This is a genomic window from Bradyrhizobium sp. TM102 (assembly GCF_009176685.1).
Lineage (GTDB): Bacteria > Pseudomonadota > Alphaproteobacteria > Rhizobiales > Xanthobacteraceae > Bradyrhizobium > Bradyrhizobium ottawaense.
In genome coordinates this window covers 5,751,689-5,776,275 of sequence record NZ_AP021855.1, presented here as the reverse complement: position 1 = coordinate 5,776,275, position 24,587 = coordinate 5,751,689, and the positions used below count along the sequence as shown (strand labels likewise).

The 24,587-nt window shown below is 65.9% G+C and carries 20 protein-coding genes; 12 read left to right on the top strand and 8 right to left on the bottom strand.

The window, feature by feature from the left end:
* Positions 1-45: 45 nt before the first annotated feature.
* Together GDN70_RS27455 and GDN70_RS27450 are read right to left on the bottom strand one after the other, a co-directional pair.
* A complete protein-coding gene (locus tag GDN70_RS27455) occupies positions 46-1,185 on the bottom strand; it encodes a thiolase (protein WP_095424968.1) in 1,140 nt (379 codons plus the stop codon).
* A 3-nt stretch (positions 1,186-1,188) separates the two neighbouring features.
* Positions 1,189-1,602, bottom strand: a complete 414-nt coding sequence (locus GDN70_RS27450) for a Zn-ribbon domain-containing OB-fold protein (RefSeq protein WP_038947757.1) — start codon at positions 1,600-1,602, stop codon at positions 1,189-1,191.
* A gap of 192 nt (positions 1,603-1,794) precedes the next feature.
* Here GDN70_RS27450 and GDN70_RS27445 point away from each other — a divergent pair, with 192 nt between their 5' ends.
* The 4 genes from GDN70_RS27445 (at position 1,795) to alkB (ending at position 5,437) form a co-directional block, all read left to right on the top strand.
* Positions 1,795-3,144, top strand: a complete 1,350-nt coding sequence (locus tag GDN70_RS27445) for an amidase (protein ID WP_095424967.1) — start codon at positions 1,795-1,797, stop codon at positions 3,142-3,144.
* Positions 3,137-3,823 carry a DUF2848 domain-containing protein gene (locus GDN70_RS27440; RefSeq protein ID WP_095424966.1) on the top strand — a complete coding sequence of 229 codons (687 nt, stop codon included), beginning with the start codon at positions 3,137-3,139 and terminating at the stop codon, positions 3,821-3,823. The genes GDN70_RS27445 and GDN70_RS27440 overlap by 8 nt, the downstream gene beginning before the upstream one ends.
* A gap of 205 nt (positions 3,824-4,028) precedes the next feature.
* Entirely contained in the window at positions 4,029-4,775 is a 747-nt protein-coding gene (locus GDN70_RS27435; protein ID WP_095424965.1) for a 2OG-Fe(II) oxygenase, read from the top strand.
* A gap of 8 nt (positions 4,776-4,783) precedes the next feature.
* Positions 4,784-5,437, top strand: a complete 654-nt coding sequence (alkB, locus tag GDN70_RS27430) for a DNA oxidative demethylase AlkB (protein WP_152103749.1) — start codon at positions 4,784-4,786, stop codon at positions 5,435-5,437.
* Between the two features lie 107 nt (positions 5,438-5,544).
* On the opposite strand, the gene GDN70_RS27425 is transcribed toward alkB, so the two are convergent.
* The 6 genes from GDN70_RS27425 to hpaH form a co-directional block, all read right to left on the bottom strand.
* The gene (locus GDN70_RS27425) at positions 5,545-7,173 is read right to left on the bottom strand and encodes a thiamine pyrophosphate-dependent enzyme (RefSeq protein WP_152103288.1); all 1,629 of its coding nucleotides are present in this window, start codon (positions 7,171-7,173) and stop codon (positions 5,545-5,547) included.
* A 24-nt stretch (positions 7,174-7,197) separates the two neighbouring features.
* Positions 7,198-8,067 carry a fumarylacetoacetate hydrolase family protein gene (locus GDN70_RS27420; RefSeq protein ID WP_038971579.1) on the bottom strand — a complete coding sequence of 290 codons (870 nt, stop codon included), beginning with the start codon at positions 8,065-8,067 and terminating at the stop codon, positions 7,198-7,200.
* Positions 8,068-8,241: 174 nt separating this feature from the next.
* Positions 8,242-9,225 carry a 3,4-dihydroxyphenylacetate 2,3-dioxygenase gene (gene hpaD / locus GDN70_RS27415; protein WP_038971578.1) on the bottom strand — a complete coding sequence of 328 codons (984 nt, stop codon included), beginning with the start codon at positions 9,223-9,225 and terminating at the stop codon, positions 8,242-8,244.
* Positions 9,226-9,345: 120 nt separating this feature from the next.
* The gene (hpaE, locus tag GDN70_RS27410; protein ID WP_038971577.1) at positions 9,346-10,884 is read right to left on the bottom strand and encodes a 5-carboxymethyl-2-hydroxymuconate semialdehyde dehydrogenase; all 1,539 of its coding nucleotides are present in this window, start codon (positions 10,882-10,884) and stop codon (positions 9,346-9,348) included.
* Positions 10,877-11,275, bottom strand: a complete 399-nt coding sequence (locus GDN70_RS27405) for a 5-carboxymethyl-2-hydroxymuconate Delta-isomerase (RefSeq protein WP_038971576.1) — start codon at positions 11,273-11,275, stop codon at positions 10,877-10,879. Before GDN70_RS27405 ends, hpaE begins: the two co-directional genes overlap by 8 nt.
* Before the next feature lie 30 nt (positions 11,276-11,305).
* Positions 11,306-12,112, bottom strand: a complete 807-nt coding sequence (gene hpaH, locus GDN70_RS27400; protein WP_038971575.1) for a 2-oxo-hept-4-ene-1,7-dioate hydratase — start codon at positions 12,110-12,112, stop codon at positions 11,306-11,308.
* A gap of 111 nt (positions 12,113-12,223) precedes the next feature.
* Here hpaH and hpaR point away from each other — a divergent pair, with 111 nt between their 5' ends.
* From hpaR to GDN70_RS27355, 8 genes are all read left to right on the top strand, one after another.
* Complete coding sequence (gene hpaR / locus GDN70_RS27395) at positions 12,224-12,754, top strand: homoprotocatechuate degradation operon regulator HpaR (protein ID WP_028143241.1); 531 nt, start codon at positions 12,224-12,226, stop codon at positions 12,752-12,754.
* 363 nt (positions 12,755-13,117) lie between these two features.
* Positions 13,118-13,894 (top strand): HpcH/HpaI aldolase/citrate lyase family protein, encoded by a 777-nt coding sequence (locus tag GDN70_RS27385; RefSeq protein ID WP_008549964.1) that lies wholly within the window; start codon positions 13,118-13,120, stop codon positions 13,892-13,894.
* Between the two features lie 162 nt (positions 13,895-14,056).
* A complete protein-coding gene (locus GDN70_RS27380) occupies positions 14,057-15,580 on the top strand; it encodes a UxaA family hydrolase (RefSeq protein WP_028143240.1) in 1,524 nt (507 codons plus the stop codon).
* 183 nt (positions 15,581-15,763) lie between these two features.
* The gene (locus GDN70_RS27375; protein WP_244625829.1) at positions 15,764-16,327 is read left to right on the top strand and encodes a PAS domain-containing protein; all 564 of its coding nucleotides are present in this window, start codon (positions 15,764-15,766) and stop codon (positions 16,325-16,327) included.
* On the top strand, positions 16,305-17,609 hold the full coding sequence (locus GDN70_RS27370; protein WP_028143238.1) for a methyl-accepting chemotaxis protein: 1,305 nt from the start codon (positions 16,305-16,307) through the stop codon (positions 17,607-17,609). Before GDN70_RS27375 ends, GDN70_RS27370 begins: the two co-directional genes overlap by 23 nt.
* Positions 17,610-17,887: 278 nt before the next feature.
* Positions 17,888-21,157 carry a DUF2126 domain-containing protein gene (locus tag GDN70_RS27365; protein WP_028143237.1) on the top strand — a complete coding sequence of 1,090 codons (3,270 nt, stop codon included), beginning with the start codon at positions 17,888-17,890 and terminating at the stop codon, positions 21,155-21,157.
* A gap of 27 nt (positions 21,158-21,184) precedes the next feature.
* Entirely contained in the window at positions 21,185-23,707 is a 2,523-nt protein-coding gene (locus GDN70_RS27360; RefSeq protein WP_028143236.1) for a circularly permuted type 2 ATP-grasp protein, read from the top strand.
* Positions 23,704-24,582 (top strand): transglutaminase family protein, encoded by an 879-nt coding sequence (locus tag GDN70_RS27355; RefSeq protein ID WP_028143235.1) that lies wholly within the window; start codon positions 23,704-23,706, stop codon positions 24,580-24,582. The genes GDN70_RS27360 and GDN70_RS27355 overlap by 4 nt, the downstream gene beginning before the upstream one ends.
* Positions 24,583-24,587 lie beyond the last annotated feature (5 nt).

Below are 24,587 nucleotides of genomic sequence, written 5' to 3'. Positions count from 1 at the left end.
GCATCATAGCTCGTCGTTGACGCGACGCCCCGGAATGACAGCCGCTTACCTCTCGTTCGTAAACACGATCGTGCCACTCGCTGCGAACATGCCGCCGACGCCATGGCACACCGAAATCCTCGCATTCGGCACCTGTGCCGGCGCGATGCCGCGCATCTGCCGCACGCTCTCCTGCAGCGCGTACATGCCGTACATGCCCGAATGCATATAGCTCAATCCGCCGCCATTGGTGTTGAGCGGCAGCTTGCCGCCCGGGCGCGTATTGCCGTCCGCGATGAACTTGCCTGTCTCCTCATGCGGCATGAATCCGAGATCGCCGAGGCCGAACAGCGGCAGATGCGCGAAGGCATCGTAGATCATGAGATGGTCGACGTCCCCGTGGGCGATGCCGGCCTCCTTGAACGCGAGGGGGCCCGCGGTCTTGAACGCGCGCGAGGAGTTGAAGGTCTCCATCTGGCTGACCATCGGCGTTTCCACGCTCTCGCCGGTGCCCATGATGTAGACGGGCTTGCGCGGAAAATCCCTGGCGCGGTCGGCCGAGGTCAGGATCAGCGCGCCGCCGCCGTCGGTGACGAGGCAGCACTGCAGCAGGCGGAACGGATAGGCGATCATGCGCGAATTGAGCACGTCGGCGACCGTGATCGGGTCCTTCATCATCGCGCGCGGATTCTTCGCCGCCCATTCCCGCTGCACCACCGCCACGGAGGCGAGCTGCTCGTGCGTGACGCCGTAGGTCTTCATGAACCGCAGCACGGGGATCGGAAACATGCTGGGCGGACCGTAGACGCCGAAGGGCGCCTCGAACTGGCCCTGCAGACTGTCCGCCGGGATCGAGCGCGGCGCCTTGCCGATCATCGACTTGCCGCTCTCGGCATGGGTGATCAGCACGGTCTTGCACAAGCCCGCCTCGATCGCCGCCGCGGCATGGCGGACGTGCAGCATGAACGAGCAGCCGCCGACCGAGGTGCCATCGACCCAGGTCGGCTTGATGCCGAGATAGTGGCAGACCTGCTGCGGCGTCTCGACCGCGGTGGCAAAGCCGTCGATGTCGGAGAGCTTCAGTCCGGCATCGGCGATCGCGTTGAGCGCCGCATCCGCGTGCAGCTGGAGCTGCGAGGCGTTCGGGATGACGCCAAGCTCGGTGGTCTCGGCCGCGCCGACGACGGCAACCTGATTCTTGCGCATGGCTTACCCCTTCGCCGGACGAAACACGGGGAGGGTGATCTTGTCGTCGAGCGCCTGGAAGGCGACCTCGAGCTTCATGTCGAGCTCGAGCGCCTCGGACGTCTGCGGACAGTCGATGATGTTGCTCATCATCCGCGGCCCTTCGGCAAGCTCCACCACGGCGATCGCGTATGGCGGCGTGAAGCCGGGCGCGGCGGGACGGTGATTGATCACGTAGCTGTAGAGGAAGCCCTTGCCGCTCGCCTTGAAGATGCTGACCTTGCGCGAGGCGCAGGACGGGCAGAACGGGCGCGGCGGGAAGTAGACATGCGCGCAGGCGTCGCAGCGTTGCAGGCGCAATTCGCCCGCTTTGGTGCCGTCCCAGAAATGCTGGGTTTCCGGCGTCGGTTTCGGTCGCGCGCGCTGCGGTTCGGCCATGTCGGAACGCCCTCCCAGAAAGCAAATCTTGATAAGGCAGGCTCACGCCCGCCCGTTTCAAGCTTGATGCGACAATCGACCATGGTGCGTCAACGGTCCAGCAATACGCATGCATGCCATCATGCGCACAATGCTTGTGTCGAACTGAGGCAGCGCTATAGATTGCGCGCGACAATATTCCGTGAGACAGACATGCCCGAATTTCCGACGCTGGCGAAGCTCGCCGAAGACCTCGAAAGCGGCCGCACCACCGCCCGCAAGCTGGTCGAGGCGTGCATCGCCAGGATCGCCGATCCCGCCGGGGAGGGGCAGCGCACCTTCCTCCATGTCGACAAGGACGCCGCGCTCGCGGCGGCGGATGCGATGGACGGCTTGCGCAAGGCCAAGGCGGCGCCATCGCGCTATGCCGGCATCCCGATCTCGATCAAGGATCTGTTCGACATCAAGGGCCAGGTGACACGCGCCGGCTCCCGCGCGCTCGACGATTCGCCGCCGGCCGAGCAGGATGCGGCGACAGTGGCGCGGCTGCGCAGGGCCGGCTTCGTCGTGATCGGGCGCACCAACATGACCGAGTTCGCCTATTCCGGCATCGGCATCAATCCGCACTACGGCACGCCGAAGGGCGCCTGGAACCGGGCCCAAGGCCATGTGCCGGGCGGCTCCTCCGCCGGCGCGGCGGTGTCCGTGCTCGATGGCATGGCCCACGGCGCGCTCGGCACCGACACCGGCGGCTCGTGCCGGATTCCGGCGGCCTATAACGGCATCGTCGGCTACAAGCCGACGCAGCGGCGCGTGCCGCTCGATGGCTCCGTGCCGCTGTCGTTCTCGCTCGACAGCATCGGGCCGCTGGCACGATCAGTCAGTTGCTGTGCCATACTCGATGCCGTGCTCGCGAACGAGCCGATCGCCCCGCTGAAGCCGCGTCCGATCCAGGGCATGCGACTGGCGGTGCCGACCACAATCGCGCTCGACGACCTCGATGCTGAAGTCGCCGAGACGTTCGAGCGCGCCCTGAAAACGCTTTCCGATCATGGCGCCATCATCGAGCGCATCGAGATGGCGGAGTTCCACGACATCGGCCCGATGAACGCCAAGGGCGGCTTTGCCGCGTCCGAGAGCTACGCCTGGCACCGCTATCTCCTCACCTCCAAGGGCGATGTCTATGATCCCCGCGTCTCCGTGCGGATCATGCGCGGCGAGGCGCAGAGCGCGGCCGATTACATCGATCTCCTCAACGAGCGCCGCTCGCTGATCGCCCGCGTCAACGCCCGCATCGCGCCCTATGACGCGCTGGTGCTGCCGACCACGCCCAACACGCCGCCGAAGATCGCCGACCTCGCCGACGACAAGGCATTCACCAGAGAAAACCTGCGCGCGCTGCGCAACTGCACCCTGATCAACATGATCGACGGCTGCGCCATCTCGCTGCCGGCGCATCGCCAGGGCGACGTCCCGGTCGGCCTGATGCTGGCGGGCGCGGGCGGAACGGACCATCGTATTTTTGAACTTGCTGCCGGCATGGAGGCCGTCATTCGTGTTTGACCTGACTTTCACCGTCGATGCCCAGGATACCACCACGCCGCTGACGCTCGCGATCGACCAGATGGTCATCGCCGGGTGGACCGGCCGCGACCCCGTCGCGCGCGACAAGCACATCAAGGAGCTGCAGGAGATGGGCATCGCCCCGCCGGCCTCGACGCCGATCTACTACCGCGCCTCGGCGCGGCGGCTGACCCAGGAAGACAGCATCGAATGCACTGGCGGGGATTCCTCCGGCGAGGTCGAGTTCGTGCTGATCGGCTGGCAGGGCCGCATCTTCGTCGGCTGCGGCTCCGACCACACCGACCGCAAGGTCGAGGCCTACAACGTCACGGTGTCCAAGCAGATGTGCGACAAGCCGATCGCCTTGACGCTGTGGGAGCTGGAGGACGTCATCGGTCATTGGGACAAGATGATCCTGCGCTCCTACGCCACCATCAAGGGCGAGCGCGTGCTCTATCAGGAGGGTACGCTCGACGCGATGCTGCCGGTCAAGGACCTCATCGCGCGCGGCTTCGAAGGAGGGAAATTCCCCGACGGTTGCGCCATGTTCGGCGGCACGTTTGCAGCCAAGGGCGGCATCCGCCCAGCGGAGCGCTTCGAGTTCGAGCTCGAGGATCCCGTGCTGAAGCGGACGATCAGGCATGGATATGACGTGGTGACACTGCCGGTGCGGGGCTAGGTCCGCGAGCGACGGTCCCGTAAGGTGGGCAAAGCGAAAGCGTGCCCACGTCTTACGAAGTCGTGGGCACGGCGCAAGAGCACCTTTGCCCACCCTACGAAACTGGTCTGCTTGACTTCGGTATCGATCTTCGCTCGCAATGACGCGGAGACGGTTCTCGGAAATCGGGTGGCGGGGTGAACGTCGGGCCGCCAGGGTGATTGTTATGACAATGACCGCACGCAAAACGGCCCAATCCTCCGTTCCCGACCTCACCGCCCACGTCGACGGCCTCGACTGGCCGCAGATCACGGCCGAACTCGACACCCAGGGCTGCGCCGTCCTCAAGCACCTGCTGACGCCGGACCAGTGCCGCGCGATTGCCGCGCTCTACGCCGACGACACGCACTTCCGCAGCCGCATCGTCATGGGCCGTCACGGCTTCGGCCGGGGCGAATACAAATATTTCTCCTATCCGCTGCCCGATCTGATCGCGCAATTGCGCCCGGCGCTCTATGCGCATCTGCAAGGCGTCGCCAATCGCTGGAACGAGGCGATGGGGATCGACATCCGCTATCCCACAGCGCATGCCGCGTTCCTCAAGCGCTGCCACGAGGCGGGGCAGGCGCGGCCGACGCCGCTGCTGCTGCAATATGAGGCGGGCGATTACAACTGCCTGCATCAGGACCTCTATGGCGAGCACGTGTTCCCGCTCCAGGTCGCCATCCTGCTCTCCGAGCCGGGCCGCGACTTCACCGGCGGCGAATTCGTGTTGACCGAGCAACGGCCGCGCATGCAGTCCCGCGCCGAGGTCGTGCCGCTGGCGCAGGGTGATGCGGTTGCCTTCGCTGTGCATCACCGCCCGGTGCAGGGGACACGCGGCACTTACCGCGTTAATCTGCGCCATGGCGTCAGCCGGATCAGGTCAGGTCAGCGCCACACACTGGGTGTAATTTTTCACGATGCCAAATGAGCGGAGCGTTGACGGCTGATTTGTTCGATAGCGTTGCCGAAGCGCAGCCGTCGCGCGAGGAGATCGCGGACGGCGCCGTGCTGCTGCGCGGCTTCGTCAAGCCGATCGAGACCGGGCTGATCGCCGCCGTGCGCGCCATCGTGGCACAATCGCCATTCCGCCGGATGACCACGCCCGGCGGCCATCTGATGTCGGTGGCGATGACCAATTGCGGCGAGCGTGGCTGGATCACCGACCACACCGGCTATCGCTACGATCCCATCGATCCGCGCACCGGCGCGCCATGGCCCGAAATGCCGCCGGTGCTCCGCGATCTTGCGCGCCACGCCGCGGAGCAGGGCGGCTTTCAAGACTTCGCGCCCGATGCCTGCCTCGTCAACCGCTACGAGCCCGGCACGCGGCTGTCGCTGCATCAGGACAAGGACGAGCTGGATTATGCGGCGCCGATCGTCTCGGTCTCGCTCGGCCTGCCCGCGACCTTCCTGTTCGGTGGCCTCGTCCGCAGCAACAAGCCGCGCCGCTTCCGCCTGGTGCATGGCGACGTCGTGGTCTGGGGCGGAGCCAGCCGGCTCGCCTATCACGGCGTCGCGCCGCTTGTGGAGGGCGAGCATGCGCTGCTGGGGCGGAAGCGGATCAATCTGACGTTTCGCCGGACGCGGTAATCTTCGTCATTCCGGGGCGCGCGTAGCGCGAGCCCGGAATCCATAACAACGATCGGGAGTATGGATTCCGGGCCTGCGCCTCACGGCGCATCCCGGAATGACAGCAATTACGGCTTCGGCGGGTGAATGAACGCCCACGGACTGACCTCCGAATCGCGAGTCACCTCGACCGAGATCAGATACGGCCCGCGATGGCTGAGCGCCTTTTCCATCGCCGCCTTGAACTGATCGGGCGCTGTGACGCGCGCGGCGGCAACGCCAAAGGACTCCGCGAGCTTGACGAAATCCGGGTTGACGAGGTCGGATGCCACCACGCGGCCGTCGAAACGTTCGCGCTGGTCGCGGCGGACATTGCCGTAGGCGTTGTTGTTGAACACCAGCGTCACCACGCCGATGTTGAATTGCACGGCGGTGGCAAGCTCCTGCACGCCGAACATGAAGCCGCCATCGCCGGTGATGGCCACCACCGGCTTGTCGGGATTGGCGACCTTGGCCCCGAGCGCAGTCGGGAAGCCCGACCCGAGCGTGCCCTGGTAGCCCGAGGTGATGAAGGTGCGGGGCTCATAGACCGGAAAGCCGTACCAGGACGCGAAGCCGAACTGCGACAATTCATCTGTGACGATCGCGTTCGCCGGCAGCACCTCGCGCAGGATGTTGAGATACGCCATCTGCGGCTGGATGCGCTGGATCTCCGCTTGCGCGGCCGCGGTGGCCTCGCGGATCTCTCCGCGCCGGCCATGGCTCCTCGCATAGCCGGCCCTCTTCACAGCTGCAGCGAGATCGGCGGTCCCGTCGCTGGCGTCGGCGACAATCGCGACATCGGCGGCGAGCCGGCGCATCTCGACCGGATCGATGTCGATCCGAATGGATTTCAGTCCGCTCGGTTGATAGGGCCAGCGGAAGCCGGATGCCGGCAGCTCGGCGCGCGTGCCGATTGCGATCATCAGATCGGTTGTCGGCCACAGCTTGTAGGCGGCTGCCATGGTCAGCCCAAGCTCGTGCGCGTTGGAGACGATGCCGCGGCCGCTGCGGAAGGCAACCACGGGCGCATCGATCATCTCAGCGAGCTCGAGGATCTCCTCGCTCGCCTCGATCGCGCCGCTGCCGACGAAAATCATCGGCGCCTTGCTTGCCTTGATCAGCGCGGCCGCCTGCTTCACGAGATCGGGATCAGGCTGCGGGGCGGGCGGCGGCTCCAGCACCTGCGCCGCGGCGGTGTCCGCGCGCTGGGTGAAGACATCCCAGGGCATCTCGACCGAGGCCGGGCCACGCCGTCCCGACATCATCTCCTGGAAGGCGCGCGCGACGACCGTCGGTGCATTGCCGGGATATTCGATCCGGTCGGCCCATTTCACATAGGTACGCAAGGTCGCGAGTTGATCCGGCATCTCATGCAGATGGCCGCGGCCCTTGCCCAGAAATTGCGTCGGCACCTGGCCGGTGACGCACAGCACCGGCTCGTTGCAGCCGAACGCGGTGAGCAGCGCGGCGCTGGCATTGAGCACGCCTGGGCCGGGCACCACGCTGAACACGCCGGGCCTGCCGCTGGAGCGCGCGTAGCCGAACGCCATGTAGCCGCAGGCCTGTTCGTGCCGCGCGCCGATCACCTTGAGCTGGGCCTGATGGAAGGCGTCGAACAGGCCGTAGACCTGCGCACCGGGTAGACCGAACACGGTGTCGACGCCATGGGCGACCAGGCCGCTTACGATCGCTTCGCCGCCGGTGAGGGTGGTCATTGCATCATTCCATTCGTTCGTTGATCAGGCCTCGTCGACGACGCCATTTCGCAAGCTGCCGATGCCTTCGGCCGCGACCTCGATGACATCGCCCGGCTTCAGGTAACGCGGCGGATCGAATCGGGCACCGGCGCCGGTCGGCGTGCCCGTGACGATGATATCGCCGGGGACGAGGGTTGCGAAGGTGGAGATATAGTTGATGAGGTAGCGGAAGGAGAACATCAGCCGGATGGTACGGTCGTCCTGCCTGAGCTCGCCGTTGACATGCGTGGTGAGCCTGACGTCGGCGATCTGCGATTCCTGCAGGTAGGGCACGAGCCATGGGCCGAGGCTGCCGCTGGAATCAAAGTTCTTGCCCTGCGTCACGTTGAACTTGGCATGCCGCAGCCAGTCGCGCACCGAGCCTTCGTTGCAGAGCGTGAGCGCGGCGATGTGATCGAGCGCAGCGCTTTCCGGAATATGCCGCCCTTGCTTGCCGATCACCAGCACGATCTCGCCCTCATAATCGAGCTGCGCGGACGCGCGCGGGCGCACCAGCGGCGTGTCGTGGCCGACGAAGGAGCGCGGCGAGCGCATGAACATGCTCGGATATTTCGGCGCGTCCTGGCCATCCCTGTATTCGGCGTTGCGGTCGGGATAGTTCACGCCGATGCAGATGATCTTTTCCGGCGCGGGCACCGGCGGCAGCCAGGTGATGTCATCGAGCGCGTGGTCCGGCGCGCGGCTGGCGGCTTCCTCGGCGAGGCTCGCGAGCTTTCCGGCCGCGATCACCTCGCGCAGCGTCGGATAGTGTTTTGCGTAACGTGTGGAGAGGTCGACGATGCCGCCCTCGAGGACGGCCCCATAACGGGCATCGCCCTTGACGGAATAGGTAGCGAGGCGAGGGAGTTTCATAGGCAGTCTATCTCTCTTGTCGTCCCTGCGAACGCAGGGACCCAAACCGCGTGATCCATCGATAGCGCACGGTGACGATCCCGAACGACCAAATTTCGCAAAACTCCTCCCTGTGGTTATGGGTCCCTGCGTTCGCAGGGACGACAGGAAGAGAAGCTCGGCTGGTCATGGGCATCAGTCCGCCACCAGCACGTCCGCGACAAACTTCGGCTCACGCACGGCCTGCCCGCTAAACGGCGAGCCCTGCTCGAACCAGGAGCGCGGCGCGGGGGCGCCCCACAGCGTCTGGCGGCGGGGATCGCGCAGCGACCAGCGCAGCGGCTCGTGGTCGTGATCCCCCGTGAAATAGTCGCTGGTGTAGAGCTCGAGCCGGTGTCCGTCGGGATCGCGGACATAGAGGAAGAACGCGTTCGAGATGCCGTGGCGTCCGGGGCCGCGCTCGATGTTCTTGACGAAACCTTGAGATGCCATGACGTCGCAGAGATGGATGATGTTCATCGCCGTCGGCGTCCAGTAGGCGAAATGGTGCAGGCGAGGGCCCTTGCCGTTGGTGATCGCGAAGTCGTGGACATTGCCCTTGCGATGCATCCAGGCCGCGGCGATGCGCCCGTTCGGTCCATCCTCCTCGGCGTATTCGGTGAGGCGAAAGCCGAGCCGGGCGTAGAACTCCACGGTGTCCTGCACCTCGGCGGCAAAGACGTTGAAATGGTCGAGCCGCTGCGGGTGGCAGCCCCTGTAGAGATCATAGCGGCGCAGCAGATGCGGCCGGCGGTCCATCGACGCATAGAGCTCGATCTGGAAGCCGAAGGGATCGGTAAACTGCAGGGTCCGGCCCTGGAACGGCTGGTCGACGAAAGCGTAAGAAAGGCCGTTCTCTGACAGGAACGCGGCGGCCTTGTCGAGATCTCCGTCGTTGCCGACCTTGAAGCCGAGCCGCGCGCAGGCGGGCACCGCCGCCTTGCGCAGCACCAGCGAGTGATGCTGATGCTCCTCCGCGGCGCGCAGGTACACGACCTTGTCGTCGGCGTCCTCAACATGCAGACCGACAATGGTCTCGTAGAACTGGCGGCTCAGCTTCAAATCGGTCACGTCGAGCACGACGTGGCTGGAGCGGATGATGTTGAACGGCGGCTCGAAGATGTGTTGCGGTACGGGCATTTGCGTTTCCCCTCTTTCGGCTTGTCATCCCGGGATGGCCCGTAGGGCCAGGCCCGGGATCCATAACCCCGGCTTGTGGTTATGGATCCCGGGCTCGTGCTTCGCACGCCCCGGAATGACTCAAATTCCCAGTTTCTGAATCTTGTGCGTGCCCCGCGCCAGCGAGACGTGCTTGGTTTCCATGTAGAAATCGAACGAGTAATCGCCGCCGTCGCGGCCGATGCCGGAGGCCTTCATGCCGCCGAACGGCGTCGGCAAATGGCGGACATTTTCCGAGTTCAGCCAGATCATGCCGGCCTCCAGCGCGTCGGCGACGCGCAGTGCGCGGCCGACATCGTTGGTCCAGACATAGCCGGTCAGGCCATAGCGGATGTCGTTGGCGATCGCGATGGCTTCAGCTTCGTCCTTGAAGGGAAGCACGGTGAGGAACGGGCCGAACACCTCCTCCTGTGCCACCCGCATCTTGCCGTGGGCGCCGGTGACCAAGGTGGGCTCGACATAATGTCCGCCGCCCGGGCCGTCATGGGCCTTGCCGCCGACGGCGATCACAGCGCCATCCTGGCGCGCGACGTCGAAATAGGAGCACACCTTTGCCAGATGGCGTTCGTGGATCAGCGGTCCGATCTCGGTCAAGGGATCGAGCGGATGGCCGACCTTCAGCGCCTTCACGCGCGCGGTGAGCTTCTCGGTGAACTTGTCCGCAATGCCGGCCTGAACCAGGAGACGGCTCGATGACGTGCAGCGCTCGCCGTTGAGCGAGTAGATCATGAACACGACGGCATCGAGCGCGCGGTCGAGATCGGCGTCGTCGAACACGATCACGGGGTTCTTGCCGCCGAGCTCGAAATGCACGCGCTTCAGCGTCGGTGCACCCTGCACCATGATCGCCGAGCCGGTCGCGCTTTCGCCGACGAAGCCGATCGCCTTGATCGCGGGATGCTCCGTCAGCGCCTTGCCGGCCTCTTCACCAAAACCGTGGACGGTGTTGAGCACGCCGTCGGGAACGCCGGCCTCCTTGACGAGCCTCGACAAGATGCTGGCGGTGACCGGCGACCACTCGGCCGGCTTGTGCACGACCGTGCAGCCGGCAGCGAGGGCAGGGGCGATCTTCCAGGTCGAGAGCATGAACGGCGTATTCCACGGCGTGATCACGCCGACCGGGCCGATCGGCACGCGCGTCGAGATATTCCAGTGCTCGTCGCTCGGCGTGCTGAGGCCGTCGCGCGCCTCGGCGCATTTGTCGGCGAAGAAGCGGAAATTCTCGGCGGCGCGGATCGCGGCCTTGGCCATGAAGCGATAGGCCTGGCCGGTGTCGATGCATTCGAGCACCGCGATGTCGTCGGCATTGTCCTCGATCGCGTCGGCCACGCGATGCAGCAGCTTCTTCCGCATCGCCGGGCCCATGTCGCGCCAGGACTTGAAGGCGAGCGCCGCGGCGGTTGCGGCGCGGTCGATGTCCTCGGCAGTGCCCCGCGCGACGCTCGCGAGCGTCGTGCCGTCGACCGGTGACTTCGTCTCGAACGTCTCGCCTGATATCGAGGCAACGGTCTTGCCGTCGATCATGTGACCGATGCCCTCAGTGCGCAGCTTCTTCAGCAGCGGCGCGACGCGGTCGCGGTTGGTCTGGAACACATCGGCTTTCGGGCTGGGCTTATCCATGGGCGGCTTCCGCTTTCAGGGCGTCGTGGATGTTGTTGCGCTTCCAGCTGGTGTCCTTGTCGTTGATCTGCATGTCGAACGACAAAGCGAACTTGCTGGCAGCGAAGACGGGATCGAGATGGCGGGAGAGCGCCTGGAAGACATGCTCGCCGGCTTTCTTGCGCGTGGGAAGGTCGCGGCCTTCGCCGATGCGCAGGACCATGTCGAGAAAGCCATAGTCTTGCCTGTTATCAGCGATCGCATAGTGCTCGCACCTGATGGCGCGGACGCGGATGCCGCCGAGCGGGAAGATGCCGGTCTCGACCGCCGCCTTGCGCACGATCTCGCACACCGCTGCGATATCGAGGCGGCCATCGAGATTGGCCGAATATTCAATCGTGAAATGCGGCACCGCGGTTTCACTCCCTGTATTTTTATGCGTCTAAGCGAAGTAGCAGCTGACCGAGCCGTAGGCGCCATAATCGGCTTGAATTGTGTCGCCCTTGCGGGTCTCGATCGGGCGGATGAAGGAGCCGGCCAGCACGACCTGTCCAGGCTCCAGTGCAAGGCCGAGCGGCGCGATCTTGTTGGCGAGCCAGGCGACGGCGGTCCCCGGATGATTGAGCACGCCAGCGGCAAGGCCGGTCTCTTCGAGCTGGCCGTTTCGAAAGCAGAGCGTGCCGATCCAGCGCAGGTCTGCGTCGAGCGGGCGGATCGGCCGCCCGCCGAGCACGATGCCGGCATTCGCCGCATTGTCGGCGATGGTGTCGAAGATCTTTCGCGTCGCCTTGGTCTTGGGATCGACGCGCTCGATGCGGGTGTCCAGAATTTCAAGTGCCGGCACCACGAAATCGGTGGCGTTGAGTACGTCGAATAGCGTGCAGCCCGGCCCCGCGAGCCGCTTGCTCATGACGAAGGCGAGCTCGGCCTCGACGCGTGTGGCGATGAAGCGCTCGGTCGGAATGATCCCGCCATCGGCGAAGAACATGTCGTCGAGCAGCACGCCGGAATCGGGCTCGTCGATATTGAGCGCGCTCTGCATCGCCTTCGAGGTCAGGCCGATCTTGTGGCCCTTGACGATGCGTCCCTCGGCGATCTTGACGTCGACCCAGGCCTTCTGAATCGCGTAGGCGTCGTTGATCGTGATGCCGGGGAAATCCTGCGACAGCTGCCGGATCTGCACGCGGGTCTTCTCCGCCTCGTGCAGACGCCTCGCGCAAGCTTGGATATCGTCGTTGGAAAGCGCCATTTGTGATCTTACAAATTGGGGTGCCGGGAGATACTTAACATGTTAAATGAATGCGTCAAACACGATTTCGGCTTGCTGCACTGCAAACGTTTTGCGGTTTGAAAGGGCATCATGGTGAAGAGACCGGCTGATCCGGCCAACGGAAGCGCGCCTGCCGCAGGACCTACCGCAAGACAGGTGCCGATGCGCGATTTCTCGCGCTCGCTGCCGATGTCGCTGCTGCGGGCCCGCGAAGCGGTGATGCGGCAGTTTCGTCCCTCGCTGCGCGAGCACGGCTTGACCGAGCAGCAATGGCGCATCCTGCGTGCACTGGCGGCCATTGAAGCCGTCGAGGTCACGGAACTCGCGCGCACGGCGTTCCTGCTTGGACCGAGCCTGTCGCGCATCCTGCGCGATCTCGAGGCGCGCAATCTGATCGAACGCAAGACCGCCAAGGCGGACCAGCGTCGCAGCATGGTCTCGATCTCGAAAGAGGGCGTGAAGCTGATGGCCTCGGTGGCGCCGACATCGGAGGCGATCTATGCCGAGATCACGCGACGCTTCGGTGCACGCAAGCTCGCCGAATTGCAGGAGATGCTCGGCGCGCTCGAACAGAGTCTTGCAGAGCTTGGCGCAAGCGAGGAGGCCAATGCGGAGGAGTGAGCGGCATGACGGCCGGAACCGGGGGCGTCGGGCGACGGTTTGACGTCGATTCGAAGGTGGACGACGCTGGCGGTGGGATCGGGGTCGGCCGATTCCGGGCGATCCGGGGCGGAAAATCGTGACAGAGCGGCCTCGAAACGGCGTCCCCTTGCCGGGCGACACCCGGGCGGCAATAGTGAGCGCCGCTAGCGGGGTCGGCGTCAGCGAAGTCAGTATCCAGCGCGCGAGCGCATAGGCGTTGCGTCATTGCGAGCGTAGCGCGGCGCTCCGGTTCGCGCTAACAGCGGGTCGTGCTGTCGCGGCGCTCGTCATGGTGACGAAGGTCCAAATAACACGGTCCAAACAACAAAGAAGGAAGGCAACGTGGCGAACAAGGTCAAGGAAATCTGGAAGTCGGGCAAGGCCGTGGTCAACGCGTGGCTCGCTATACCCTCCGGCTTCTCGGCCGAGATGATCGCGCAATGCGGCTTCGACAGCGTCACCGTCGACATGCAGCATGGCGTGCAGGACTATCTCTCGATGGTGCAGTGCTTCCAGGCCATGGACAAGCATCCGGTCACGCCGATGGTCCGCGTGCCCTGGAACGAGCCCGGCATCATTGGCAAGGTGCTCGACGGCGGCGCCTATGGCGTGATCTGCCCGATGGTCAACACGCCGCAGGAAGCCAGGAACCTCGTCTCCTATTCCAAATATCCGCCGCAGGGCGTGCGCTCCAACGGCCCGATCCGCGCCGGCATGTACGGCACCGCCGGCTCGTATCAGAAGACCGCGAATGCCGACACCATCCTGCTGCCGATGATGGAGACCAAGACCGCGGTCGAGAACATGGAAGCGATCCTCGACGTCGAAGGCATCGACGGCGTCTATATCGGACCCTCCGATCTCGGCTTCTCCTACGGCCTCGAGCCCAAGCTCGACCGCAGCGAGCCCGAGATCCTCGCGATCTACGAGAAGATCATCAAGGAATGCGGCAAGCGCGGCCTCAACCCGGGCATCCATTGCAGCGGCGCCGAAGGCGCAGCGCGCGCCATCAACATGGGCTTCAAGCTGGTGACGCTGTCGAACGAGGTCGGCCTGATGACGACCTACGCCAAGATGCAGGTCAACGCGACCCGCAAGGATTCGGGCGGGAAGGCCTGATCTCGTGTCCCGGACGCGTTGCAGCGCAAAGCGCTGCAGCGCAGAGCCGGGACCCAGTCGCTAACGAAGCGCATGACGTAACAACCAGACCCCGGATCAGCAGCGCATCGTTTCACGCTGCGCTGCGTCCGGGGCACGATCATTTCGATACAGGAGATATCCATGACCATCAGCCCCGTCATCCGCCTGCATCCCGATGATGGCGTGGTGATCGCGCGTGCCAGCCTGCCGCCCGGCACCGTCGTCGCCGACGGCGTGACCACGGTCGAGCGCATCCCCTCCGGGCACAAGGTCGCGATCAAGCCGATCGCGGTGGGCGAGCCCGTCATCCGCTACGGCCAGATCATCGGCTTTGCGACCATTCCGATCGCGCCGGGCCAGCACGTGCACGTGCAGAACATCGGCATGGGCGACTTTTCAAAAGACTATGCCTATTGCGCCGACGTCAAGCCGACGCCGAATTTCGACCTGCCGGCGACCTTCGAAGGCATCCGCCGCCCGGACGGCCGCGTCGCCACGCGCAACTATATCGGCATCCTCACCTCGGTGAATTGCAGCGCGCATGTCGCAAGCCTCGTCGCCGACGTCTTCAAGAAGAATCCCTTCACCGGCGACAATCCGCTGGCCGATTTCCCCAATGTCGACGGCGTGGTCGCGCTGACTCACAAGACCGGCTGCGGTATGACGCAGAACGAGCCCTTGGCGCTGCTCCGCCGCACGCTCGGCGGCTATGCGCGCCACGTCAATTTCTCCCACGTCATCGTGCTCGGCCTCGGCTGCGAGGTGAACCAGATCGGTGGTCTGATGGAGGAGCAGAAGCTCGCAGGACGCCTGCGCGCGATGGACATCCAGGAGGTCGGCGGTACCCGCAAGACCGTGGAGGCAGGCATCGCCTTCGTGCGCGAAGCGCTGGCTGACGCCAACAAGGTTAAGCGCGAGACGGTGCCGGCGAGCGAACTCACCGTGGCCCTGCAATGCGGCGGCTCGGACGGCTATTCTGGCGTATCGGCCAATCCCGCGCTCGGAGCTGCGAGCGACCTCATCGTGCGCCACGGCGGCACCGTGATCCTGTCGGAGACGCCGGAGACCTACGGCGCCGAGCATCTCTTGACGCGACGCGCCGTCAGCCGCGAGGTCGGCGAGAAGCTGGTCGACCTGATGCGCTGGTGGGACGAATACACGGAGCGCGAAGGCGCCGAGATGAACGCCAATCCGAGCCCCGGCAACAAGGCCGGCGGCCTCACCACCATTCTTGAAAAATCGCTCGGTGCGATGGCGAAGGCCGGCACCACCAACCTCGTCGAGGTGCTGCGTTACGCCGAGCCCATCACCAAGAAGGGTTTCGTCTTCATGGACACGCCCGGCTACGACCCTGTCGCGGCAACCGGGCAGGTCGCCGGCGGTGCCAATCTCGTCTGCTTCACCACGGGCCGCGGCAGCGTGTTCGGCTGCAAGCCGGCGCCCTCGATCAAGCTCGCCACCAACACGCCCATGTACAAGCGCATGGAAGAGGACATGGACGTCAATTGCGGCACCATCCTCGAAGGCGAGGAGAGCGTCGAGCAATGCGGCCAGCGCATCTTCGATCTCATCCTCAAGACGGCCTCGGGTCAGCCGACCAAGAGCGAGAGCTTTGATTTCGGCGGTGCCGAGTTCGCGCCCTGGGTGCTCGGCGCGACGATGTAGCCGCGCTTCGCGCACCACACATGCAATTGCGTGTCATTGGGGGATACGCGCGGCCGATGAGCGGCGCGTGTGGTTGCGCGAATTGCACCGATCGTTCGCTACGTAATGATACGGAGGCGAGGTTCCTTCGCTGGGGATCCGCGGCTTACACCTGATTAACACTGTTGCCGTAGACAGGGGGCGATGCGGCTCCACAGCGTGGTGGGCCGGCCTTTAAGGATCGAACCGATGCAAGCGATACGTCCCACGGGGGTGGAAAATCTCCTCGGTGAGGAGGAGCTGATTGTATCGAAGACCGATCTCAAAGGCCGCATCACCTACGCCAATGACGTCTTTCTCCGCATGGCGAAATACCCCTGGAAGCAGCTGATGGGCGCGCCCCACAGCCTGATCCGCCATCCCGACATGCCGCGCTGCGTCTTCAAGCTGCTGTGGGATACGCTCCAGGCCAAGCAGGAAATCTTCGCCTACGTCGTCAATCTAGCGGCAGATGGCAGCCACTATTGGGTGTTCGCCCATGTCACCCCGACGCTCGACGATCACGGCAACATCATCGGCTATCATTCCAATCGACGCAGGCCCGATCCGGCGCCGGTCGAGAAAATCAAACCGATCTACAAGGCGCTCTGCGCGGAAGAGGCGCGCCACGCCAATGCCAAGGACGGCATGCGTGCGAGCTTCGAAATGATGGTCGGTCTGCTCAAGCAAAACGGTGTCGGTTACGATGAATTTGTGCTCTCTCTCTAAGGCGCAGGGAGCGACCGCAGTCGCGTGCCTTCTCGCCAGCATCGCGTTCGTCCTCTCGCTGCTCGGCTGGACCGGAATCATCAGTGCAGCGCCGCTCGGCGCGGCGATCCTGCTGCTCGGCTACGCGCTCTGGTGTCAGCATCGCACGGCGGTGGCCGTCGATGAGGTCGCCGATGTCTGCCGCAAGGCGGCGCGCGGCGATCTCGAAGCGCGGATCCTGAGCGAGCGCCAGGCCGGCCGGATCGGCGCCATCCAGACGTCGGTCAACGACATGCTCGACATCGCCGACGCCTTCGTCCGCGAGGCTTCGGCATCGATGGACTATGCCAGCCGCGGCAAGTATTTCCGCAAGATCCTCGCGCGCGGATTGCCCGGTTCGTTCCGCCGCTCGGCCACCGTCATCAATGCCGGCACCGACAGCCTCGGTCGCCGCGTGGTCGAGATCGCCGGCCTCGCAAAGCAGTTCGGCACTCATCTCGACGAAGTCGCGGGCAGCCTGATGAGCGCCGCAACCGACCTCGAATCCGATGCCGGCCAGATGGCGGCGGCGGCGGAGACGACGAACCGTCAGACCTCCGGCATGCGCAGTGCGTCCGATCAGGCGTCGAACAACGTTGCGACGGTGGCGAGCGCCGCGGAACAGCTCGCATCCTCGATCGCCGAGATCAGCCGCCAGGTGGCCGGCTCGACCACGAGCACCGGGCGCGCCGTCGATGAGGCCAATCGTGCCGGCAGCGAGATTCGCAACCTCGCGGATGCCGCGCTGCGGATCGGCGACGTCGTCAAGCTGATCAGCGAAATTGCCGAGCAGACCAATTTGCTGGCGCTCAACGCCACGATCGAGGCGGCGCGGGCAGGCGAGGCCGGCCGCGGCTTCGCCGTCGTGGCCTCCGAGGTCAAGAGCCTCGCCAACCAGACCGCGAAGGCCACCGAGGAGATCAGCGCCAAGGTCGGCGAGATGCAGCAATCGACCACCAACTCGGTCGCAGCCGTCGAGGCGATTGCGCAGACCATCGCAGAGATCGACGGTATCACCGCAAGCATCGCCGCCTCGATCGAGGAGCAGGGCACCGCGACCCGCGAGATCGCCCGCAACGTCCAGGAAGCATCAGTCGGCACCTCGCAAGTGTCCTCCAACGTGTCAGGCATCAGCGAAGCCGCCGCCGATACGGGGCGCGTCGCCAGCCGCGTCAACAGCGCCTCCGAACGCGTCCACGGCGAAGTCGAGACCCTCCGGCGCGAGGTGACGCAGTTTTTGCAGCGGCTGACGTCGGCGGCGTAGGGCCGCGCGAAGAGGGTAATTGCGTGGCCCCACAAGAGGTCGTCATGCCCGGGCTTGTCCCGGGCATCCACGTTCTTTGATACTGCAGCGAAGGGCGTGGATGGCCGGGACAAGCCCGGCCATGACGCCGCGGAAGGTTCAGAGCGCCAAACTCCGACATCGTAGTTCGCCCGCCGGGCTGACGGGATACTTCCTAGGCACGCCCTGCCCGTTGTTAGTGCTTGATCGCGCTGACATCAGGTGTTCTGCTCAAAAAAGCTGCTGGAGCATCGCACCCCGTGTCGATCTACGTCGCATTACACCACGTCACGCACTACAAATACGATCGCCCGATCGACGTCGGCCCGCAGACCATCCGCCTGCGGCCGGCGCCGCATACGCGCACGCCGATCATGAGCTATTCGCTCAAGGTCACGCCAGCCAACCATTTCGTGAACTGGCAGCAGGATCCGCAAGGCAACTGGCTCGCCCGCTATGTCTTCCCGGAGAAGACGACCGAATTGAAGATCGAGGTCGACTTCACGGCGCAGATGACCGTGGTCAACCCGTTCGACTTCTTCGTCGAGCCCTATGCCGACAGCTTTCCGTTCGACTATCCGAACGACCTGAAGACCGAACTGGCGCCTTATCTGGAGACCATCAAGCCCGATCGCCTGTTTGCGAAATATCTCGATTCGATCCCGCAGGACGCTCCGAACACCGTCAACTTCCTGGTTGAGCTCAATCGCGAACTTCAGAAGAAGGTCCGCTACATCATCCGCATGGAGCCGGGCGTGCAGACGCCGGAGGAGACGCTCGCCTCGGGCGCCGGATCCTGCCGCGACTCCGCCTGGCTCCTGATCCAGACCTTCCGGCATCTCGGGCTCGCCGCGCGCTTCGTCTCCGGCTACCTCATCCAGATCCGCCCGGACATCGATCCGATCGAGGGACCGCCGGAAGTGGAGAACGACTTCACCGACCTGCACGCCTGGGCCGAGGTCTATCTGCCCGGCGCCGGCTGGATCGGTTTCGACGCGACCTCCGGCATGCTCGCGGGCGAGGGCCACATCCCGGTCGCCGCCACGCCGCATTACCGCTCGGCTGCGCCGATTTCCGGCAGCGCCGGCTTTGCCGAGGTCGAGTTCGCCTTCGACATGAGCGTGCGCCGCATTCGCGAGGCGCCGCGCATCACCAAGCCTTTCTCCGACGAATCCTGGGCGCGGCTCAACGATCTCGGCGAGCAGGTCGACGGCGATCTCGCCGCGCAGGACGTGCGGCTCACCATGGGGGGCGAGCCCACCTTCGTCTCGGTCGACGATCTCGAAGCTGCCGAGTGGAACACGGAGGCCGTCGGCCCGACCAAGCGCGCGCTGGGCGACGATCTGATCCGCCGCCTGCGCACGCGCTTCGCGTCCGGCGGCCTTCTGCATTACGGCCAGGGCAAATGGTATCCGGGCGAGAGCCTGCCGCGCTGGGCGTTTGGCCTGTACTGGCGCAAGGACGGGGTGCCGATCTGGAAGAATGCCGACCTGATCGCCAGGATCGGGAATCCGCGGCGCGCCGAGACGAAGGATGCTGAGGCCTTCATGGAGGGTACGGTGGCACGGCTCGGGCTCGATCCCGGCTACATCATCCCGGCTTACGAGGACACTGCCTACTGGCTCCAGAAGGAAGCCGAGTTGCCCGTCAACGTCGATCCGTCCGACTCCAAATTGTCCGATCCGGAAGCGCGCGCGCGGATGGCGCGCGTGTTCGAGCAGGGCCTCAACACGCCGCGCGGCTTCGTGCTGCCGGTGCAGCGCTGGAACGCGCCGCCGCGCTGGCGCAGCGAGCGTTGGGCTCTCCGGCGCAATCATCTGTTCCTGATGCCCGGCGATTCGCCTCTCGGCCTGCGCTTGCCGCTCGGCTCGCTCGGCTACGTCCCGCCCAATCAATATCCCTACATTATCGAGCGGGATCCGATGGAGGCGCGCGGCAAGCTGCCGGTGTTCAGCCTTCCGGCGCGCCCGGAATCGCCGCCGCGGGTCGAGCCCGAGCATCTCAACACGTCTGTTCCGGTGCGTACTGCGCTGTCGATCGAAGTCCGCGACGGCGTGCTCTGCGCCTTCATGCCGCCGGTCGAGCGGATCGAGGACTATCTCGAGCTGATCACGGCGCTCGAAGCCACAGCGGAAGAGATGCAGTTCCAGGTCCATGTCGAGGGCTATCCGCCGCCGTTCGATCCGCGCGTCGAGGTCATCAAGGTGACGCCCGATCCCGGCGTGATCGAGGTCAACGTCCAGCCGGCAAGGAATTGGCGTGAGGCGGTCGACATCACCGTCGGGCTCTATGAGGATGCCGCCAAGATTCGCCTCGGCGCCAACCGCTTCCTGGTGGACGGCCGCCACACCGGCACAGGTGGGGGCAACCACGTCGTGGTCGGCGGCTCCTCGCCGCAGGACTCGCCGTTCCTACGCCGGCCCGATCTGCTCAAGAGTCTGGTCTTGCACTGGCAGCGGCATCCGTCGCTGTCCTATTTCTTCTCCGGCCTGTTCATCGGCCCGACCAGCCAGGCGCCGCGCATCGACGAAGCCCGCCACGACAGCATCTACGAACTCGAGATCGCGCTCTCGCACGTGCCGCCACCGGGCACCCAGACGCCGCTATGGCTGGTCGACCGGCTGTTCCGGCATCTGCTCGTCGACATCACCGGCAACACCCATCGCGCCGAGATCTGCATCGACAAGCTCTATTCCCCGGAGGGCTCGACCGGCCGGCTCGGCCTCGTCGAATTCCGCGCGCTCGAGATGCCGCCCGATCCGCGCATGTCGCTGGCGCAGCAGCTCTTGATCCGCGCGCTGATCGCGAAGATGTGGCGCGAGCCGCAGGCCGGCAAGTTCGTGCGCTGGGGCACGGCGCTGCACGACCGCTTCATGCTGCCGCATTTCATCTGGGAGGATTTTCTCGACGTTCTCACCGAGCTGAAGCAGTTCGGCTATCCGTTCGAGCCGGAATGGTATCTGGCCCAGCTCGAATTCCGCTTCCCCGCTTTCGGCCGCGTCCATCATGGCGGCGTGACGCTGGAGCTGCGTCAGGCGCTGGAGCCCTGGCACGTGCTGGGCGAGGAGGGCTCGGCCGGCGGCACCGTGCGCTATGTCGATTCATCGGTCGAGCGGCTTCAGGTCAAGGCCGAAGGGTTCGTCGAGGGTCGCCACATCGTCACCTGCAACGGCCGCCGCCTGCCGATGACCGCGACCGGCCGCTCCTCCGAGGCCGTGGCCGGGGTCCGCTTCAAGGCGTGGCAGCCGGCCTCCGGCCTGCACCCGACCATTCCGGTGCATGCGCCCCTGACCTTTGATCTCATTGATACCTGGAACGGCCGCTCGCTCGGCGGCTGCGTCTACCACGTCGCCCATCCCGGCGGCCGCAGCTACGACACCAAGCCAGTCAACACCTACGAGGCCGAGGCGCGGCGGCTGGCGCGTTTCCAGGACCACGGCCATACGCCGGGGCCGGTCCAGCCGCCGCCCGAGGAACGCACAAATGAGTTTCCGCTGACCCTCGACTTGCGGACCCCGCTCCTGCAATGAGTATGATGGTGGGGCAGGGAGAGGCGCATGAGCGAGGGCGCAGCCGAGCAGGACAAGGCGGGTAGGGCGCAAGGCCAGCGTGAAGGCCAGCGCCGCTTTGCCCAATGGGTCCGCGACTATCGCCGCTTGCCTGGCATCCCCGACGAGTTCCTGGGCCCCGACGGCGCCCCGCGTGCGGTCTGGAGCCGCTTCTTCGATGCCTTCGGCGCGCTCGCGCCCGACGAGATCGAGCGTCGCTTCGGCATGGCCGACCGCCATCTGCGCGAGGCCGGCGTCACCTACCGTGCGCCCGGCGACAGCGCCGACCGGCCGTGGTCGATCAGCCATCTGCCGCTCCTGATCGACGAGGCCGACTGGCAGCAGCTTTGCGCCGGCATCACCCAGCGCGCCGAGCTGCTCGAACTGGTGCTGGCCGACATCTATGGCGAGGGCCGGCTGGTCGCGGAAGGCGCACTGCCGGCGGCCGCGATTGCCGGCAGTCCCGAATATCTCCGCCCCGTCTGCGGCGTGCCGCCGCCGGGCGGGCGCTATCTGTCGATCTATGCCGCCGACGTCGGCCGCGGACCCGACGGCCGCTGGTGGGTGCTCGGCGACCGCACCCAGGCGCCGTCGGGGGCGGGCTACGCGCTGGAGAACCGTCTGGTGCTCTCGCGCGCCTTCTCCGACCTCTACAAGTCGATGAACGTGCCGCGCGTCGCGCCGTTCTTCGAGGCGTTCCGCGACAGTCTTCGTGCGCGCGCCGACCGCGACGAGCCCCGGATCGGCGTGCTCACCCCCGGCAGCTTCAGCGAGACCTATTTCGAGCATGCGACGCTGGCGCGCTATCTCGGCTTCCTCTTGGTCGAGGGCGACGATCTCGCGGTCAGCGACAACCGCGTCCACATCCGCACCGTCGCCGGGCTGAAGCGGCTCGACGTGCTCTTGCGCCGGGTCGATTCCAATTCGCTCGATCCGCTCGAGCTCGACACCTCCTCGCATCTCGGCGTGCCCGGCCTGATCGACGTGCTGCGCAAGGACGGCGTCGTCGTCGCCAACATGCCGGGCTCGGGCGTGCTGGAGGCGCGGGCGCTGCTCGGCTTCCTGCCGGCGCTCAGCCGCCGCCTGCTCGGCGAAGAGCTGAAGATGCCGCACATCGCGACCTGGTGGTGCGGCCAGCGCAGCGCGCGCGAGGAGGTGCTGTCGCGGCTCGACGAGGTCGCGATCGAAGGCGCCTACCGGCGCGGCGTGCCCGGTTTCGACAGCGCGGGACCGGTGCTCGCGAGCGAGCTGGATGCGAGCGACCGCCAGCGCCTGATCGACGCCATCGCCGCACGCGGCATGGATTATGTCGGCCAGGAGGTGGTGCGGCTGTCGACCATGCCGGTGTGGGAGCAGGGCCAGATCACGCCGCGGCCCTTCGTGCTGCGCGTGTTCGCGGCGGCGACGCCCGACGGCTGGGCCATCATGCCCGGCGGCTTCTGTCGCATCGCCGAGCAGCCGGATGCGCGCGCGGTGTCGATGGGCGACGGCGCGCGCGCCGCCGACGTCTGGGTGGTCTCCGACAAGCAGGTCTCGACCGCGACGCTGCTGCCGGCGACCGACAAGGTCCGCATCCGCCGCATCGCCGGCGTGCTGCCGAGCCGCGCCGCCGACAATCTGTTCTGGCTCGGCCGCTATCTCGAACGCGCCGAGGCGACGCTGCGGCTGGTGCGCGCTTTGGGCTCGCCGAGCGGGCCCAACAAGGGCACCGCGGCCTCGCTGCAATCTGGCGAACGCATCCAGCGCCTGCTGGTGGCCTGGGGCGCGATCTCGCAAACCTCGCGCGCCGCGCCCGGGCGGATCACCGCCGAAGCGTTGCAGAGCGCGGAACGTTTCGGCTCGGCGTTGTCGCTGGTGCGCGCGGCGCAGCGCACGGCGACCTCCTTGCGCGAGCGGCTGTCGCCCGATGCCTGGCAGGTCATCACCGAGATGGCCGAGCGCCTGGCCTACCAGGTCGAGGGCGACGACGGCGTGCTGAGCGCGGCCGAGCTGACCTTGCAGGAACTCGCGAGCCTCGCAGGGCTGGCGCAGGAGAACATGAACCGCGCCGCCGGCTGGCGCTTTCTCGACATCGGCCGCCGCACCGAGCGCGCCATCAACACCACGCGCTTCACCCGCCAGTTCGCCTATGACGAGGCCGGCGATGAGGATCTCGACATCCTGCTGACGCTGGTGGATTGCCAGATCACCTATCGCTCGCGCTATCTGCTGGCGCCGATCCTGGCGCCGGTGCGCGACCTTGCCGTGCTCGACGGCTATAATCCACGTTCGGTGGCGTTCCAGGTGACGACGCTGAACGAGCACATCGCCGCGCTGCCGAGCCTGAAGGAGCACGGCCTGATCGAGAAGCCGCAGCGCCTTGCGGTGGCGATGCAGGCGATGCTGGCGACCGCGGAGGCCGAGAAGCTCGAGGTCAAGTCGCTGTTCGCGCTGGAGCAGGACCTGCTCAGCCTCGCCGAGGCGATCGGTCAGCACTACTTCCCGCACGGCCCCAATGCCGCCCGGCCGGAAAAGCTGACGGGGCTGGCGTGATCTACGACATCCGTCACGTCACCACCTACGAGTACGAGAATCCGGTCAGCTTCGCCCGCTGCACGCTGCGGCTGGAGCCGAGGAGCGGCGGCGGCCAGGAGCTGATCTCGCACAAGGTCGATATCCGCCCGCGTCCCGCCGAGCGCCACGTCCGGCGCGATTTCTTCGGCACTCTGACGGAGAGTGTGGTGATCGAAGCGGCGCATCGCAATTTGCGGATCGACTCGCGTTCGCGTGTCTCCGTGTCACGTAAGCCGCCGACGCGCGATGCGGGCAGCCCGAGCTGGGAGAGCATCCGCGACATCGCCTTCGAGGCGACCAGCCTCGGGCCGTCCTCGCCGGTCGGCTATGTCTTCGCGAGCCCGCTGGTGCCGGTGCTGCGTCCGGTCAGCGCCTATGCGGGGATGAGCTTTGCGCCGGGCGCGGGCATCCTCGAGGGCGCGGTCGATCTCATGCATCGCATCCGCACCGAGTTTCGCTACGACCCCAAGGCGACGGTGATCTCGACGCCGCTGGACGAGGTCTTCGACAAGCGACACGGCGTCTGCCAGGACTTTGCCCATGTGATGATCGCAGGGCTGCGCGGGCTCGGTCTGCCGGCAGCCTATGTCAGCGGCTACCTACGCACCATTCCGCCGCCGGGCCAGGCCCGCCTGCAAGGCGCCGATGCCACCCATGCCTGGGTGTCGCTGTGGTGCGGGGCGGAGCTTGGCTGGGTCGATTTCGACCCGACCAACGATCTGCTGATTGCCAACGACCATATCGTGCTTGCGGTCGGGCGCGACTTTTCGGACGTCTCGCCGGTTGACGGCATCATCGTCGGCTCGCCGAAGCAGAAGCTCGGCGTCGCCGTGGACGTGGTGATGGTGGAATAAACGCG